This window comes from Nocardioides sp. Soil805, from assembly GCF_001429625.1.
GTDB lineage: Bacteria > Actinomycetota > Actinomycetes > Propionibacteriales > Nocardioidaceae > Nocardioides.
Map to the genome: position 1 here is coordinate 379,410 of NZ_LMSU01000002.1, position 15,368 is coordinate 394,777.

Consider the following 15,368-nt stretch of genomic DNA (forward strand, 5'->3'; position numbering starts at 1 on the left):
CCCATGTCAGAAACCCGACGCCCGAGGCGCCTGGGCTTTGCCCTCGCTGCCGTGACCGCGCTCAGCCTCGTGCTGGCTGCCTGTGGCTCGGACGGCGAGTCCGACTCCTCGGCCGCCGAGCCGACCGGGATCTTCGCGGACGCCCCCGTCGCCGACGACGCCGCGATCGGCGAGGGCACGACCATGGCCGAGATCAAGGAGCGGGGCGAGCTGGTCGTCGCCGCCGCGCTCGACGCGCCGCTGCTCTCCCAGCAGGACCCCACCAACCCCGACGACGTCGAGGGCTTCGACATCACCCTGGCCAAGCTGCTGGCGACCTACATCATCGGCGAGCCCAACGTGAAGATCACGCCGCCCGCCTCGGAGACCCGCGAGGCGCTGCTGCAGAACGGCACCGTCGACGCCGTCTTCAACACCTACACGATCACCGAGGAGCGCGCCGAGCAGGTCTCCTTCGCCGGCCCCTACTTCATGTCCGGCCTCGCAGTCGCCGTGCCGGCGGACGAGGACGAGATCGGCGGCATCGAGGACCTCGACGGCCGCACGGTGATCGTCGGCGCCAACACCCCCGCGGTCGAGGCGGTCCCCGAGGAGGCGCCCGACGCCGACGTGATCAGCTTCGCCACCGACCCGCAGGCCGTCCAGGCGCTGCTGCAGGGCCGCGGCGACGCCTACGTCCAGGACTACCTGCTGCTCGCCACCAACGCGGCCTCCAACCCGGACCTCAAGATCGCCGGCGAGCCGTTCACCGAGGAGCCCTACGGGATCGGGCTGCCCCCCGACGACCCGGAGTTCAAGGAGTTCGTCAACGACTGGCTGCTCAAGATCCAGGAGGACGGCCAGTGGGCCCAGGCCTTCGAGGACTCGATCGGGACCGCCGTGGACAGCGAGGCGCCGACCCCGCCGGCCATCGGCTCGGTCCCCGGCTCCTGACGACCTGCGTCGGCAGAGGGACGACCTGAGGAGGCAAGGATGGATGCACTGACGCAGCACGGCGACCTGATCGCTGAGGCACTCGGCACCACGCTGCTGATCGCCGTGCTCTCCACCGTGGGGGCACTGGTGATCGGTGTGCTGGTGACGGTGGCGAGGATCAGTCCCGTCCCGGTGCTGCGCGGCGCCGCCTTCTGCTACGTGCAGTACTTCCTCAACGTCCCCCTGCTGGCGCTGCTCCTGCTCGCCGTCTTCGCGCTGCCGGACGCCGGCCTGGTGATGCCGTTGACCACGACGGTCGTCGTGGTGCTCGGCCTCTACGAGGGGGCGTACGTCGCCGAGGCGGTGCGCAGCGGCGTCAACACCGTCGCCCCCGGTGAGGTCGAGGCGGCCCGGGCGCTGGGCATGGGCTTCAGCCAGGTGATGCGCAAGATCGTGGTGCCGCAGGCGCTGCGGGCGGTCGTCCAGCCCCTCGGCAACGTGCTGATCGCGCTGCTGATGAACACCGCCCTGGCCGCGACCGTCGGCGTGGTGGAGCTGACCAGCGCCGCCAACCGGATCAACAACGTCCTCGCCCAGCCGATCGCGGTCTACGCCTCCGTGGGTGTCGTCTACATGGCGATGGCCCTCGGCCTGGGGCTGATGGCCTCCCGCGTCGAGAAGAGGGTGGCGATCCTGCGATGAGCGGGTCCCGGGGCCACGAGCTGGCCCACCTCTACGACCACCCCGGCCCGGCCGCGCGCCGCCGCGTCCTGGTCGCCTCCGTGCTCAGCGTGCTGGTGCTCGTCGCCGTCCTGGCCCTCGCGCTGCGCGAGCTGGGTCAGGCGGGCCAGCTAGACGCCGACCGGTGGACGCCACTGCTCAGCGCCGACATCGCGTCGTACCTCCTGGTCGGCCTGCGCGGCACGCTCCAGGCCGCGGCGGTCGTCGCGGTCCTGAGCCTGCCCCTCGGGGTGCTGCTGGCCGTGGCGCGCACCAGCCCGCACCGGCTGGTCAGGGTGCCGGCGGTGGTGTTCGTCGAGCTCTTCCGGACGGTCCCGGTGCTGCTGCTGATCTACGTGATGCTCTTCGCGCTGCCGTCGTACGGCATCAACCCCGACGTGCTGTGGAAGCTGGCGATCCCCCTGGTGCTGGCCAACTCCGCGGCCATCGCCGAGATCGTCCGGGCCGGGATCCTGAGCCTGCCGCGGGGCCAGACCGAGGCGGGGCTGAGCCTCGGGATGCGGCGTGCCCAGGTGGTGCGTGCGGTCGTGCTCCCGCAGTCGCTGCGGCACGTCACCCCGTCGCTGGTCAGCCAGCTGGTCAGCCTGCTCAAGGACACGTCCCTGGGCTACGTCGTCGCCTTCACCGAGCTGCTCTACCGCGCCCAGGTGCTGACCTCCTTCAACCGACTCCTCATCCAGACCTACGTCGTGGTGACCCTCATGTATCTCGTCGTCAACGGCAGCCTCTCGTTCCTGGCCGCCCGTCTCCGTGCCCGCTCCGACACGCCGGTGCCGCCCCCCGCACTGGCGACCACGCCCGGTGCCGCCGTCGTGACCGCTCCTGCCCACGAGGAGGTGCGGCATGGCTGAGCTCGCCGTCGTACGCCGCGGCGGCTTCGTGGAGAGCCGCCACACCGGCCACCTCGTGGTGCTCGACCGCGACGGCTCCGAGGCCGTCTCGCTGGGCAGCGCCGACGAGACGATCCTGCCGCGCTCCACGCTCAAGCCCCTCCAGGCGCTGGCCTGCCTGCGGGCGGGCGCGCCGCTGGTCGGCGAGGAGGTCGCGATCGCGGCCGGCAGCCACACGGGGGAGGACGGCCACGTCGCCGTTGTACGTCGCCTGCTCGCCCGTGCGGGCCTCGACGAGCGCGCCCTGCAGTGCCCCGTCGACCTGCCCGAGCACGAGCCCACCCGCCAGGCGCTGCTGGCCAGCGGCGAGTCGCCGGACCGGCTGCGGATGAACTGCTCGGGCAAGCATGCTGCGATGCTCCTCGCCTGTGCCACTCGTGGGTGGGACGTCGAGGGCTACCTCGATCCCGACCACCCCCTGCAGGTGCAGGTGCGCGACGTGGTTGAGGAGATGACGGGAGAGCCGGTGCGGCACGTGACGGTCGACGGGTGCGGAGCCCCCCTCCTCGGCGTCTCGGTCCGCGGGCTGGCGCGGTCGTTCCGCGGCCTCGCGCTCGCCGACGAGGGTTCGGATCCTGCATCGGTGTCCGCGGCGATGCGCACCCACCCCTTCTTCGTCGGGGGCGACCCGCACCCCAACTCCGACGCCATGCGCCAGGTGCCCGGCCTCGTGGCCAAGGGCGGTGCCGAGGGCGTCATCGCGATGGCGACCGACACGGGCCAGGCGGTGGCCCTCAAGATGGCCGACGGCAACCCGCGCGCGACCACGCTGGTGGCGCTGGCGGGCCTGCGCGCGGTCGGCGTCGACGTCACGGGCGCGCGGTCCCTCATGGACCTGCCCGTCCTCGGTGGCGGCACGCGCGTCGGCGAGATCGACCTCGGGGCCGACACGGCCTCGCTGCGGGGCGCGGGCGCATGACCGCGGTCGAGATCTGCGTCGACGACGTCGGCGGCACGGCCGCCGCGCGCCGCGGGGGAGCCGACCGGGTGGAGCTGTGCGCCGCGCTGTCCGAGGGCGGTACGACGCCGTCGCTCGGCATGGTGCTCAGCGCCGCCGAGGAGGCCGGCCGCCTCGGGCTCCAGGTGCTGGTGCGGCCGCGCGCCGGCGACTTCGTCTGCTCGCTGGCCGAGCTGGCCGTCATGAGGGCAGACATCGCCGCGACCCGGGCGGCGCTCGGGGACGACCCCCGCCTCGGTTTCACGCTGGGCGCGCTGACGCCGTCCGGCGACCTCGACCACGAGGCCCTCGCCGGGCTGGTCGCGGCGTGCGGCCCCTGTCCGGTCACCTTCCACAAGGCCTTCGACACCGCCCTGGCCGCGGGAGGCGAGCCGGGCAGCCTCCTGGACCGGCTCGTTGGCCTCGGGGTGTCGGCGGTGCTGACGTCCGGCGGCGACGGGCCGGCGGTCGACCACCTCGAGACGCTGGCCGGGCTGGTGCGGGCGTCCGGGGACCGGATCGCGGTCGTGGTGGCCGGCGGGGTCCGTCCCGGCAACGTCGCCCGCGTGCTCTCCGGGACGGGCGCCCGCGAGGTACACCTGCGCGCCCCCGGGACCCTCGCGACCTCCAGCGCCGTCGTCGGCACCCAGTACGACGCGGGCTCGCGCACCGTGACGAGCGCGCAGGTCGTGGCGGACGTCGTGACCGCCGTGCGCGACCACGAGGCACGCCGGTGAGCGGGCCGGTGACGCTGGCCGTCGACATCGGCGGGACCACCGTCAAGTCCGCCCTCGTGGACGAGGCCGGTGCCGTGGTGGCGCGGCACGCGACCCCCACCGGTCGCGGCGAGGCGGCCCGGGACGCCGTACGCCGGTCCGTCGAGCAGCTCGCCGCACGGGCGCAGGACCTCGGCCTGGCGCTATCGGGCGTCGGCGTGGTGTCGCCGGGCGTGATCGACCGGGACCGCGGCGTGGTCGAGTACGCCTCCAACCTGGACTGGGCCCACGTCTCGCTGCGCAACGTCGTGGCTGCCGTGGTCGACGTCCCCGTGGCCGTGGGCCACGACGCGGGCGCGGCCGGCGACGCGGAGTGGCAGCTGGGAGCGGCGCGCGGGTGCCGGGACTTCGTACACGCCTCCGTCGGGACCGGCATCGCGGCCAGCCTCGTGGTGGGAGGCCGCCGCATCGAGGGCAGGTCCGGCGGCGCCGGGGAGCTGGGCCACACCCCGGTGCGCCCCGGCGGCGAGCGGTGCCCGTGCGGCCAGCGCGGCTGCCTGGAGGTCTACGCGTCGGGTGGCGGCGTGAGCCGTCGCTACCTCGCGCTGTCGGGCCGTTCCGCGACGGCTCGCGAGGTCGTGGAGCGGGTCGACCACGACGCGGTCGCGCGACGGGTGTGGGACGACGCGGTCGCCTGCTGGGTGACGGCCCTGGCCGCGTGCACCCTGCTGCTCGAGCCCGAGCTCGTCGTGCTGGGTGGCGGGCTCGCCGAGGCCGGTGAGGACCTGCTCGGCCCGGTGCGGGCGGGCCTGGCCGAGGCGTTGACGTGGCGCGAGCCGCCGGAGGTGCGTGCCTCCGAGCTGGGCCCCGATGCCGCGCTGCTGGGTGCGGCCCTGCTCGCCCGGCGCGCCTGAGGCCTCCGGACCTCTGGCCCTACCGCTCGCGCGCGCCGCGGGACAGGCTCGAGGCATGACGGAGGAACCCGAGGGTCGAGCAGCGCGACGTCGGTCGGCGCGGCTCCCACCGCGCTGGTTCGTCGTGGCGTTCTGGCACTGCCACCGCGCGGTGCTGCGGGTGAGCCGGGGCAGGTTCGGCCTGTGGCGACCCAGGCCGGGCGGGTGGGGGACGCTGTGGCTCACCACCACGGGCCGCCGCAGCGGGACGCCCCGCAAGGTCGTCGTCGGCTACCTCGAGGACGGCGACAACCTGGTCACGATGGCGATGAACGGGTGGGGTCCTCCCGAGCCCGCCTGGTGGCTCAACCTGCAGGCGCACCCGGACGCCGTCGTACAGACCCGCGACGGCACGCTGCCGGTGCGCGCGCACCGCGCGCAGGGCGAGGAGCGCGCCCGGCTCTGGGCGCGCTGGGCCGAGGTGGACCACGACCTGGAGGGCTACGCCGCCCGGCGGCCGACCGAGACCGCCGTCGTCGTCCTCGAGCCGCGGGAAGGATCCGTAGCCTGAGCTGGTTGGGGGAGCCATGCGCATCTTCTTCACCGGTGGCAGCGGCAAGGCCGGCAAGCACGTGGCCCCCTACCTCGCCGAGCAGGGCCACCAGGTCACCAACGCCGACCTCGTCCCCCTGGGACACCCGGACGTCGCCGACCTGCGGGTCGACCTCACCGACGCGGGCGAGACGTACTCCGCGATGGCGGGGCTCGCGACCTTCGACGAGCTCGACCTGGACGAGAAGCCGTCGTACGACGCGGTCGTGCACTTCGCCGCCGTGCCGGCGATCCTGCTCACGTCGGACGCGCGGACCTACGCGACCAACGTGCTCAGCACCTACAACGTGCTCGAGGCCGCGACGCGGCTCGGCGTGCGCAAGGTGATCTTCGCGTCCTCGGAGACGACGTACGGCGTCTGCTTCGCCCAGGGCGAGCGGCGACCGCTCTACGTGCCGGTCGACGAGGAGCACCCGACGGTCCCGGAGGACTCCTACGCGATGTCCAAGGTCGCCAACGAGGTGACCGCGCGCTCGTTCCAGGCGCGCACCGGCGCGGACGTCTACGGCCTGCGGATCAACAACGTCATCGAGCCCCACGAGTACGCCGAGATGTTCCCGGCGTTCCTCGAGGACCCGGCGCTGCGGCGGCGCAACATCTTCGCCTACATCGACACCCGCGACCTGGGCCGGATGGTGCAGCGCGGCCTCGAGGTCGACGGGCTGGGGTACGAGGTGTTCAACGTCGCCAACGCCGACATGTCGGTGGCAGTCACGACCGACGAGGTCCGGGAGCGCTTCTACGACGGGGTCGAGGTCCGCCGGGAGATGGGCCGCGACGAGACGTTCTACTCGATCGAGAAGGCCCGCGAGCTGCTCGGCTACGAGCCGCAGCACTCGTGGCGCGACGTGCTCGCCGACCCCGGCGCCGGAGCCTCCTGACACGCGGACCGCGACGTCCTAGTGTCGGCGGATGGACTCCGAGTCTGAGCTGACCGCGCAGGACCTCACCCACCTCCGCCGCTGCGTCGACCTCGCCCGCGAGGCGCTCGAGCACGGCGACGAGCCGTTCGGGTCGGTGCTGGTCGACCCCGACGGTGCGGTGCTGCACCAGGACCGCAACCGCACCGCGGGCGGCGACCAGACCCGACATCCCGAGCTCGAGCTGGCGCAATGGGCGGCCGCGCACGTGAACCCTGCGGTGCGGCCTGACTGCACCGTCTACACCTCGGGCGAGCACTGCCCGATGTGCTCGGCCGGGCACGCCTGGGTCGGGCTCGGACGGATCGTGTACGCCGCGTCGACCGCCCAGCTCACCGAGTGGCGGCAGGGCTGGGGCCTGGGGCCGGGGCCGGTAGCACCGCTGCCGATCAACGCCGTGGCGCCCGGCCTGCCCGTGGGAGGACCGGCTCCCGAGCTCGCCGACGAGCTGCGCGACCTGCACCGGCGGGCGGCCGAGCGGGAGGCAGGACGGGAGGCGGCGCGATGAGCGGCATCCGGCAGCTGCGGCTGGTCGTCCACGCGAAGGACTACGAGCAGGCGGTGCACTTCTTCCGCGACGTGCTGGGCGCGCCGGTAGCCGAGGAGTACGCCAGCGACGGGGGTGCCCACGTGACCATCCTGGACGTCGGTCGCGCCACCCTGGAGCTGTCCAACGACGCCCAGGTCGAGCTCATCGACCGCGTCGAGGTCGGACGTCGGGTGGCGCCCCACCTGCGGGTCGCCCTGGAGGTGGACGACTGCGAGGAGAGCACCCGTGCCGCGGTGGCGGGCGGTGCGGAGCAGATCGCGCCTCCCACCCGCACGCCCTGGGACTCGCTCAACTCCCGGCTCGACGCGCCGGCGGGCATCCAGCTGACGCTGTTCCAGGAGCTGGCGCGGACGGACCTGCCGTCGTCCCAGGTGGGCGACTGAGCTCCACCGACCGCGGCCCCTTGGCACGCGCGGAGAGGGCGGATCAGGTGACGCGGGTCAACGCCGTGGCGAGCGCGTGGAGGTCTGCACTGGTGTTGTAACCGTGGAGGGACACGCGGATGCCGCCGCCTCGTGAGCTGGTGAAGACGGAGTGGTCTCGGGCCAGGGTGGCCTGGACGTCGCGTCCCGAGGCGCGGGGGTGTCGCAACGAGACGAGGTGGTGGCTCGCGGCGGGGTCTCCGACCGGGCGGAACGGGTACCAGCCGGACGGGGACACGAGGTCGACGAGCTCGTGGGCCAGGAGACGCGAGTGGTCGGCGAGCGCGGGGATGCCGGTGCTGCTGAGCAGGTCGATGGAGTGCTGGAGCCCGACCGCAGAGGCGTACGACATGGTGGAGAGCTCGAAGCGGCGGGCGCCGGAGGCCAGCGTGAGGTCCGTGGCGGTGAAGTCGAAGGGATCCTCGGCCCCCATCCATCCCACGACCGGAGGCACGAGCTCGGTCATCTCGGGGCTCAGTGCGGCGAGGGCGACGCCGCCGTGCGCCGAGAGCCACTTGTAGCCGCTGCACACGAGGGCGTCGACGCCCCATTCCCTCATGCTCACCGGGGCGGCACCGGCAAGCTGGGTCACGTCGACGACGACCCGGGCCCCCACGGTGTGAGCGGCGCGGGCCACGGCAGCGACGTCGATCCTCGTGCCGGTCGAGTACTGCACCGCGCTCACGCACACGACGCCGGTCCGCTCGTTCACCGCCGCGACGAGCCCGTCGGTGAGATCGCTGCCGGGATCGTCGACGACCCAGCGGAGGACGGGTGACGTCGCAAGGTTCCGGTCACTGGCCGCGATCCACGGGTAGGTGACGCTGGGGAAGTCGGTGGTCACCAGCACGACCTCAGGCGCGTCCGACCGCAGCCCCGAGGCAAGGGCGGCAGCGACCTGCCCCAGTCCTTCGCTCGCCCCGGCCAGCACCGCGATCGATCGAGGCGGGGTGTCGAACAACGTGGCTGCGCCCTGCCGCAGGCCGTCCAGGACCCGTGCCTCGGCGTCGTCGGACAGTCGGACGTTGCCGTACTGGCCGACGTCGACGAGGAATCGCGTCATCGCCTCGATGGTCGGCCGGGGCACGAGCCCCAGGGAAGCCTGGTTGAGGTAGGTGCACTCCTCGAGTGCCGCGTACAGCCGGCGGGGGACCAGGGCGCCCTCGGGATCACGGCCGGCCCCACGACCGTTCACGTCGACACCGCCCTGGAGCAACGCACCACAGACTCCCTCTGCATCGACTGGTCTCGCCGGGAAGGCACATTGTCGGGGTGGACCCCGTGCCGGCTCCGGAGCCTACGCATCACGCCACCGTGACGACAGGTCATCGGCGCGCCTAGTCCGGAAGCGGTGGGAGGGTGGGTGGATGAACACGTCGACCGAGGCTGCAGTCACCTGGCCGCAGGCGCTGTCCTGGCGGATGGAGCGACAGCTGCTCGAACCGGTGGGGTCTGAGTCCGTCGCGGACGTCGTACGTCGCCTCGGCGCCGTGCTCTCGATGGATGAGTCGCTGGCTGAGCTGGCGGTCCGGACCCGCCGGACGACCTCGCGCCCGGGCGAGCTCGCGGTGGCACTGGCCGAGGGGGAGGTGGTCAAGGCGTTCGCGTTCCGCGGGTCGATGCACTACCTCTCGCCCGAGGAGGGCGGCATCTACCTGGCCCTCAGGTCGGCCGGCCGGCAGTGGGAGCTGCCGAGCTGGGTGGAGCACTATGGTCTCGCTCCGTCGGACTGGCCCGACTTCCGGGCAGCGGTGCGCGCGGCGCTGAGCGGCGGACCGTTGACCGTCGCCGAGCTCGGCCGGGCGCTGGCGAGTCACCGCGCGTACCGGCACCTCGAGGCGGTCTTCGACGAGGGTGCGGGCACCCTGATCAAGCCGCTGACCTGGCAGGGCGACATGAGCCTCGGTCCGCGGCGAGACGGACAGCACACGTTCCAGCTCCTCGACGACAACCCGCGGTGGCGGGGCATCCCTGACCTTGCCGACGCCGGCCCGCGGGCCATCACCGCGTACCTGCGGACATACGGCCCGGCAACGCTCGAGCACCTGCACTACTGGCTCGGCGAGGGCCTGAGCGCAGGCCGCCGGCGGCTCGACGCATGGTTCTCCGAGCTCAGCGACCGGCTGGTCGCGGTCGATGTCGAAGGCACCACGACGTACGTCGTGCGCGAGGACGTCGACGGCCTGGTGGCGTCGCTCCCGTCGGAGGCGGTGCGGTTCCTTCCCGGGCACGACCAGTGGGTGATCGGTCCTGGCACCAAGGACGTGCACGTCACCCCGTCGACCCGACGGGACCTGATGACGCGCAAGGCCAACCCGGTGATCGTCGGTGGGGTCGTGTGCGGGACGTGGGCGCGCAAGGGGGACCAGCTCACGGTGACCTGGCTCGACGAGCGACCCCGACCCGACGAGGCGATGGAGCAGGAGTCCGGCCGCCTCGCCCACCTTCTCGGCCGGGACCTACGTCTCTCGATCGATCCGGACATCTAGCGGCGGTCCCGGCTTTCGCGGTAGGCATGGATCCGGGCGAGGACATGGCCGAGCGCAGGTCGGCGGCCGATCCGCCTGAAGGGAGTCGCCATGTCCAACCAGATCCGGCCCCTCCGACGGGTCATCGAGCCGGGTGATGACGTCGTGCTGGAGATCGCCGTGGACGCCGACGTCACTGCGTACACGTGGGTGGTCGTCGCCCGACGACCTCGACCGGGAGGCGACCCGGTCGCCGCCCACGGCTGGCGGCCGAAGTCAGGCACCCGGCGGCCGCCCACCTCGACCTCGGTCACGGCGTCCCCCGAGCTGACCGAGGGCAGCTATCTGGTCCGACTGCTCGCGGGGAAGCCGGCCAGGGAGGCCGACCTGTCGTCGTTCCTCTCCTCGGCCGAGCTCCTCGACAGCGACACCTTCACCGTGACGAGCGCCAGCGCGGCGGACGGGTCGGATGTCGCGAGCTCCGGGCCGGCCTTCGGGTCGAAGCCGTACCTCGCGTTGCGGGACGCGGCCCGCGAGCGCGTCGGCGAGATGACGGTGAGTGACTTCCGCGACCTCCTCCCCTCGAGGTTCGTCGCGGGCCTGCCCGCCAACGACACGTTCTTCCGGTTCCCGAAGCTCGCGGGCCCGCCCTCGGACCAGCGTCCGTGGCCCCTTCCAGCGGTCGAGCTGATCTGGAGCTACTGGCTCGAGGAGGGCATGCTCGTCCAGACCATGGACGCGATCGTGGCCCGGTTCCAGAACCGTCGGCAGCCGGGTCGCGACCCGCTGGCCCGCTTCGACCTCACCCCGCTGCTCCCGCTCCGCAACCGCCTGTGGGGTTATGCGGAGGACGAGGTGCACCGGCTGACCGTGCGTCGGCGCGCCGCCGAGTACGAGTACGAGTACGGCCTGACCCTGCTCGGACGGGGGCCGGCCCGCCCGGACACCCCCGTCGAGCGCCGCAGCCGTTTCGTCGAGGCGTTCCACCAGGTGCTGCACCTCGGGCAGCGGTTCTTCGAGGCCATGGACAACCTCGCTCTGCAGTCAGACGGGTTCCCGCTGTGCCTGGCGCTTCGCGACTGCCACCTGATCCTCACCCATGGCACGCACAACCAGTACGGCGAGATGGCGGTCGCCTCACGTGCAGAGCTCCTCGTGATCCAGCGCCTCCTCGGCGAACCCGAGCTGCGGCAGTTCCTCGGCGGTCGATCGATGACTCCGTACCCCGAACCGTGGATGGACCGGGTGGACGCGATGAGGAGCATCCAGGGCTGGGGCGAGGCGAGCATCGTCCACTTCAACGACCTGGCGACCATCGGCGAGCAGCTGGTCCTCACGATCAGGCTCGGCGCCTGGGCCGATCCCACGGTCGGCGCCAGGGAGGCCGTGAGCTGGGCCCAGGCGTTCCGTCCGGAGATCCAGGGCTACATCGCCGCCTATCGCGCCGCCACCGGTGTCGACCTCGCCCGTGAGCCCAGCGCCGAACAGCCCGCGACGCGCCTGGCGCGCCGCCGCGACGGTGCGGGAGACGACGGGCAGCAGCGCGAGCGCCGGCTACGCGATGCACGCCAGCGCGCCGAGGAGCTCCGCGCGCTGGCCGACGAGATGGAGGCGGAGGCCAATCGCCACGACCACGAGCCGCACTGAAGGAGGATCCGGAGGCGGAGGGCCATGCGCTCACACGACCGCCCAGCACCGGGAGGCTGGACCTCTAACGCCGGCTCGCCGGCCAGATGAAGTGGCGCCGGTGCCGATCTGTGTCGATGAGGCTTCAGTGTCCTGAGGCGAAGCTGGATCGTGCTCGAGGGCCAGGACTCCATCTGCGTTGACCCACCGGCGCACGGTGAGGTCCGGCCGTTCGCAGTGCTGTGACACAGCCCATCGAGTCGGTACCGTGACCGCATGCGTCGTTGGACGTGGTGGTTCGGAATGTCATTGGGATCCCTGCTCGTGGCGGCCGGTATCGCAGAGACTGTCCGACTGCTTCGAACCGGCGATGGCGGCCTGTGGTTCTGGCTTCCCACGCTGGTCGGCGGTGGTGCCCTCGTTGTCGCGGGGACTCTGGTCTTCTCGCGTAGCCCAGGTTTGGGACGTGTCCTCACCTGCGCTGGGTGCGTACTCGGCATCCTCCCCACGATGTGGACCCTCATCGTGCCTGTGCTGTTGATCGTGCTCGCCGTGCTGAGCATCAAGCAGGCAGCGGCGACGATCGAGAACTAGTACGACGGGCGCCCAGGCGGCCGAGTGGGTCACCGACCCGACGACCCGAGCGGCAGCCGGACGCGCACGACCGTGTCACCGGGTTTCGGATCGACCGAGATCTCCCCGCCGTGCCGCTCGACGATGATCCGGCGGGAGATGTCGAGCCCGAGCCCCGTGCCGCGACCCACCTCCTTGGTGGTGAAGAACGGCTCGAAGGCGTGGGCGGCGACGTCGTCGGTCATGCCCGGGCCGGTGTCGCCGATCTCGACGACGACGGCGTGCTCGTCGGCGTACGTGCGGACCGTGAGCGTCCCGCTGCCCTCCATGGCGTCGACGGCGTTGTCGATGAGGTTGGTCCACACCTGGTTGAGCTCGCCGGGGGAGGCCTCGACGAGGGGCAGGTCGTCGGCGTACTCCCGTCGCACGACCACGCCGTCGCGGAGCTTGTGGCCGAGCATGATGAGCGTGCTCTCGAGGCCGTCGGTGACCTTGACCTGCTGCACGGTCGCGCGGTCGAGCTGGGAGTAGGACTTCACGGCCGAGACGAGGTCGGAGATGCGTCGCGTCGCGTCCTGGGCCTCGGCGATCAGCGAGGTCATCGTGACGGCGCTCGCCACCCAGTCCAGGCCGGCCTGGAGGGCCGCCCCCTCCAGCGACGCGGCGGCCTGCTCGCACCAGGCGAGGTCGGCGCCCGCGGCTGCCAACGCCGGCGCGATCACCCAGTCCCGGTCGATGTCGTGCTCGACCAGCCAGGTCGAGATCTCGTCCTCGCGGTCGGCGAGCGCCACCCCGGTCGGGGTGGGTGCGCCCGCGATGGTGCGGCGCAACGAGTCGAGGGCGACGAACTGGGCCGCCGTGATGGACTGCGCCGCCAGTCGTTGCAGCGAGTCGAGCAGGTGGTCGCTGCTCTCCTGGAGCGCACCCACCGAGCGGACGGCCGCCGAGGCGGGGTTGTTGATCTCGTGCGCGAGCCCGGCGGCCAGGGTGCCGAGGGCCACGAGTGCCTCGCGCTGGCGGGCGTTGTGCTCGATGCGTCGCGCCGTGCCGATGAGGCCGCGCAGCAGGTGGACGGCGAAGGGGAACCACGCCTCGCCCAGCGAGCCCAGCTGGTCGGCCCGCAGCCGGAAGACCCGGGCCGGCTCCACCACGCGGCCGCTGCCCATGTAGATGCCGTGCTCGTCCCACGCACGGAAGCCGCCCGCCCACTGGCCCGGAGTCTCCATCGTGGCCATCACGGCCTCCTCGTGCCCGATCCGGCGGACGAGGTCGATCCGGCCGTCCAGCAGCACCCACCAGTCGTCGGCGGGTCGGCCCTCGTCGAAGAGGTGCTCGCCCGCGGCGAAGGAGAGCTCGTCGCCCGCGCCGGCCAGCTCGGCGACCTGCTCGTCGGTGAACCCGTCGAGCAGGCCCAGGGCCCGGAGCTCGTCGTGCAGCATCACGTGCTCGCCAGGTAGCGGTGCACGAGGTAGACGGACATGGCGCCCTCGCCGACGGCGGAGGCCACGCGCTTCATGCTGTCGAGGCGGACGTCCCCCGCGGCGAAGACGCCCGGCACGCTCGTCTCCAGCGCGTACGGTCCGCGCTCGACCGGCCAGCCGATCTCCGGTCCCGGCGGCAGGTCCGGCCCGGTGAGCACGAAGCCGCGAGCGTCGCGCGCGACGGCGTCGCCCAGCCAGTCGGTGCGCGGGGCCGCGCCGATGAAGACGAAGACCCAGCCGGTCTCGACCTCCTCCTCGGCGCCGGAGTCGCGGTGGGCAAGCGTGATCGCCTCGAGGTGCCCGTCCCCGCGCGCGCCGACGACCTCGGTCCGCAGGCGTACGTCGATGTTGGCGGCGGCGAGGATGCGGCTCACGAGGTACTGCGACATCGACGCCTCGAGGCTCGCTCCCCGGACCACGAGGACGACCCGCTTGGCGAAGCGGGCGAAGTTGAGTGCCGCCTGGCCCGCGGAGTTGGCTGCGCCCACGACGTACACGTCCTCGCCGGTGGTCTGGCTCGCCTCGCTCGCGGTGGCCCCGTAGTAGACGCCGCGTCCGACGACGTCGTCGGCACCGGGTGCGTCGAGCCGCCGGTAGGAGACGCCGCTGGCCACGAGCACGGCGCGGGCCTCGATGTCGCTCGACCCGTCGAGCAGTACGGCGCGCACGGGTCCGCGCGTCTCGAAGCCGACCACGTCGCGGGCCAGCACCATCTCCGCGCCGAAGCGGGCGGCCTGCGCCACCGCGCGGTGGGTCAGGTCGGCGCCGGAGAGACCCTTGGGGAAGCCCAGGTAGTTCTCGATCGACGCGCTCTGCCCGGCCTGTCCGCCCGGCGCGTCGCGCTCGACGACCACGGTCAGCAGGCCCTCCGACGCCGCGTAGACGGCGGCCGCGAGCCCGGCCGGCCCGGCACCCACGATGCACAGGTCGTAGAGCTGCCGCTCGGCGCTCGTGCGCAGCCCGAGGGCGTCGGCGAGCGCGACGGTCGACGGGGCGCGGAGCGCCACCCCGTCGGGAAGCGCCACCACCGGCAGGTCGTCGGGGCCCGCCCCCGCCAGGTCGAGGAGCCGGGTGGCCTCCTCGCTCTGGTCGACCTCGAGCCAGCGGTAGGGCACGTGGTTGTGGGCCAGGAACGACTTCACGTCGTGCGTGTGCTCCGACCAGCGGTGGCCGACGACCCGGACCTCGGAGTCGCGGTCGGGGTGGGCGTGGGTCCAGTCCCGGAGGAGCTCGTCCAGCACCGGGTAGAGCCGCTCCTCGGGAGGATCCCACGGCTTCATCAGGTAGTAGTCGAGGGCGATGTCGTTGATCGCCTGGATCGCGACATCGGTGTCGGCGTACGCCGTCAGCAGCAGCAGGCGGGAGTCGGGCGACTGCTGCCGCACCTCGCGCAGCACCTCGATCCCGGTCATCCCCGGCATCCGCTGGTCGGTGACCACGGCCGCGACCGGCCGGTCCTTCAGCACCAGGTCGGCGACGAGCTCGAGCGCCTCACGCCCGGAGGTCGCCCGCACCACCCGGTAGTCCTCGCCGTAGCGGGCCCGCAGGTCCCGCGCGACGGCCGCGACCACGGCCGGGTCGTCGTCGACCGCGAGGATGGCGGGCTTGACCATGGGGCGCCTGC

16 protein-coding genes are annotated in these 15,368 nt (G+C 72.8%); 13 read left to right on the forward strand and 3 right to left on the reverse strand.

Going from position 1 to position 15,368, the window contains the following annotated elements; all coding sequences use genetic code 11:
- The first annotated feature begins 51 nt into the window (after positions 1–51).
- From ASG94_RS12265 to ASG94_RS12310, 10 genes are read left to right on the forward strand one after another with little or no spacing between them, the layout of a single operon-like run.
- Complete coding sequence (locus ASG94_RS12265) at positions 52–933, forward strand: glutamate ABC transporter substrate-binding protein (RefSeq protein WP_200958109.1); 882 nt, start codon at positions 52–54, stop codon at positions 931–933.
- A gap of 39 nt (positions 934–972) precedes the next feature.
- Entirely contained in the window at positions 973–1,617 is a 645-nt protein-coding gene (locus tag ASG94_RS12270; protein ID WP_056926742.1) for an amino acid ABC transporter permease, read from the forward strand.
- Positions 1,614–2,507 (forward strand): amino acid ABC transporter permease, encoded by an 894-nt coding sequence (locus ASG94_RS12275; protein ID WP_082624154.1) that lies wholly within the window; start codon positions 1,614–1,616, stop codon positions 2,505–2,507. The genes ASG94_RS12270 and ASG94_RS12275 overlap by 4 nt, the downstream gene beginning before the upstream one ends.
- Positions 2,500–3,465 carry an asparaginase gene (locus tag ASG94_RS12280; protein WP_056926743.1) on the forward strand — a complete coding sequence of 322 codons (966 nt, stop codon included), beginning with the start codon at positions 2,500–2,502 and terminating at the stop codon, positions 3,463–3,465. The genes ASG94_RS12275 and ASG94_RS12280 overlap by 8 nt, the downstream gene beginning before the upstream one ends.
- Positions 3,462–4,220, forward strand: a complete 759-nt coding sequence (locus ASG94_RS12285; protein ID WP_056926744.1) for a copper homeostasis protein CutC — start codon at positions 3,462–3,464, stop codon at positions 4,218–4,220. The genes ASG94_RS12280 and ASG94_RS12285 overlap by 4 nt, the downstream gene beginning before the upstream one ends.
- Positions 4,217–5,113 carry an ROK family protein gene (locus ASG94_RS12290; RefSeq protein WP_056926745.1) on the forward strand — a complete coding sequence of 299 codons (897 nt, stop codon included), beginning with the start codon at positions 4,217–4,219 and terminating at the stop codon, positions 5,111–5,113. Before ASG94_RS12285 ends, ASG94_RS12290 begins: the two co-directional genes overlap by 4 nt.
- Positions 5,114–5,168: 55 nt before the next feature.
- On the forward strand, positions 5,169–5,663 hold the full coding sequence (locus tag ASG94_RS12295) for a nitroreductase/quinone reductase family protein (RefSeq protein WP_056926746.1): 495 nt from the start codon (positions 5,169–5,171) through the stop codon (positions 5,661–5,663).
- Positions 5,664–5,679: 16 nt separating this feature from the next.
- Positions 5,680–6,585, forward strand: a complete 906-nt coding sequence (locus ASG94_RS12300) for an NAD-dependent epimerase/dehydratase family protein (protein WP_056926747.1) — start codon at positions 5,680–5,682, stop codon at positions 6,583–6,585.
- Positions 6,586–6,616: 31 nt separating this feature from the next.
- Complete coding sequence (locus tag ASG94_RS12305) at positions 6,617–7,132, forward strand: nucleoside deaminase (RefSeq protein WP_056926748.1); 516 nt, start codon at positions 6,617–6,619, stop codon at positions 7,130–7,132.
- Positions 7,129–7,557: a VOC family protein gene (locus ASG94_RS12310; RefSeq protein ID WP_056926749.1), complete on the forward strand. Its 429-nt coding sequence runs from the start codon at positions 7,129–7,131 to the stop codon at positions 7,555–7,557. Before ASG94_RS12305 ends, ASG94_RS12310 begins: the two co-directional genes overlap by 4 nt.
- A 43-nt stretch (positions 7,558–7,600) precedes the next feature.
- Here ASG94_RS12310 and ASG94_RS12315 read toward each other — a convergent pair whose 3' ends face one another.
- Positions 7,601–8,791, reverse strand: coding sequence for an aminotransferase class V-fold PLP-dependent enzyme (locus ASG94_RS12315; protein WP_162260812.1), 1,191 nt, complete (start codon positions 8,789–8,791; stop codon positions 7,601–7,603).
- Between the two features lie 172 nt (positions 8,792–8,963).
- Here ASG94_RS12315 and ASG94_RS12320 point away from each other — a divergent pair, with 172 nt between their 5' ends.
- The 3 genes from ASG94_RS12320 (at position 8,964) to ASG94_RS12330 (ending at position 12,284) form a co-directional block, all read left to right on the forward strand.
- A complete protein-coding gene (locus tag ASG94_RS12320) occupies positions 8,964–10,085 on the forward strand; it encodes a winged helix DNA-binding domain-containing protein (RefSeq protein WP_056926751.1) in 1,122 nt (373 codons plus the stop codon).
- 90 nt (positions 10,086–10,175) lie between these two features.
- Positions 10,176–11,711, forward strand: coding sequence for a hypothetical protein (locus ASG94_RS12325; RefSeq protein WP_056926752.1), 1,536 nt, complete (start codon positions 10,176–10,178; stop codon positions 11,709–11,711).
- A 255-nt stretch (positions 11,712–11,966) separates the two neighbouring features.
- Positions 11,967–12,284: a hypothetical protein gene (locus ASG94_RS12330; protein ID WP_156411566.1), complete on the forward strand. Its 318-nt coding sequence runs from the start codon at positions 11,967–11,969 to the stop codon at positions 12,282–12,284.
- A 29-nt stretch (positions 12,285–12,313) separates the two neighbouring features.
- Here the strand turns inward: ASG94_RS12330 and ASG94_RS12335 are convergent, their stop codons facing one another.
- Both ASG94_RS12335 and ASG94_RS12340 read right to left on the reverse strand, forming a co-directional pair.
- Complete coding sequence (locus tag ASG94_RS12335) at positions 12,314–13,702, reverse strand: sensor histidine kinase (protein WP_056927254.1); 1,389 nt, start codon at positions 13,700–13,702, stop codon at positions 12,314–12,316.
- Positions 13,702–15,357 (reverse strand): FAD-dependent oxidoreductase, encoded by a 1,656-nt coding sequence (locus ASG94_RS12340; RefSeq protein WP_056926754.1) that lies wholly within the window; start codon positions 15,355–15,357, stop codon positions 13,702–13,704. Before ASG94_RS12340 ends, ASG94_RS12335 begins: the two co-directional genes overlap by 1 nt.
- Positions 15,358–15,368: the final 11 nt, after the last annotated feature.

Excerpts from the sequence above, each read along its gene's own strand:
- ASG94_RS12270 (WP_056926742.1), top strand. The coding sequence starts at position 973 with ATGGATGCACTGACGCAGCACGGCGACCTGATCGCTGAGGCACTCGGC.
- ASG94_RS12275 (WP_082624154.1), top strand. The coding sequence starts at position 1,614 with ATGAGCGGGTCCCGGGGCCACGAGCTGGCCCACCTCTACGACCACCCC.
- ASG94_RS12280 (WP_056926743.1), top strand. The coding sequence starts at position 2,500 with ATGGCTGAGCTCGCCGTCGTACGCCGCGGCGGCTTCGTGGAGAGCCGC.
- ASG94_RS12285 (WP_056926744.1), top strand. The coding sequence starts at position 3,462 with ATGACCGCGGTCGAGATCTGCGTCGACGACGTCGGCGGCACGGCCGCC.
- ASG94_RS12295 (WP_056926746.1), top strand. The coding sequence starts at position 5,169 with ATGACGGAGGAACCCGAGGGTCGAGCAGCGCGACGTCGGTCGGCGCGG.
- ASG94_RS12300 (WP_056926747.1), top strand. The coding sequence starts at position 5,680 with ATGCGCATCTTCTTCACCGGTGGCAGCGGCAAGGCCGGCAAGCACGTG.
- ASG94_RS12305 (WP_056926748.1), top strand. The coding sequence starts at position 6,617 with ATGGACTCCGAGTCTGAGCTGACCGCGCAGGACCTCACCCACCTCCGC.
- ASG94_RS12310 (WP_056926749.1), top strand. The coding sequence starts at position 7,129 with ATGAGCGGCATCCGGCAGCTGCGGCTGGTCGTCCACGCGAAGGACTAC.
- ASG94_RS12320 (WP_056926751.1), top strand. The coding sequence starts at position 8,964 with ATGAACACGTCGACCGAGGCTGCAGTCACCTGGCCGCAGGCGCTGTCC.
- ASG94_RS12325 (WP_056926752.1), top strand. The coding sequence starts at position 10,176 with ATGTCCAACCAGATCCGGCCCCTCCGACGGGTCATCGAGCCGGGTGAT.
- ASG94_RS12330 (WP_156411566.1), top strand. The coding sequence starts at position 11,967 with ATGCGTCGTTGGACGTGGTGGTTCGGAATGTCATTGGGATCCCTGCTC.
- ASG94_RS12335 (WP_056927254.1), bottom strand. The coding sequence starts at position 13,702 with ATGCTGCACGACGAGCTCCGGGCCCTGGGCCTGCTCGACGGGTTCACC.
- ASG94_RS12340 (WP_056926754.1), bottom strand. The coding sequence starts at position 15,357 with ATGGTCAAGCCCGCCATCCTCGCGGTCGACGACGACCCGGCCGTGGTC.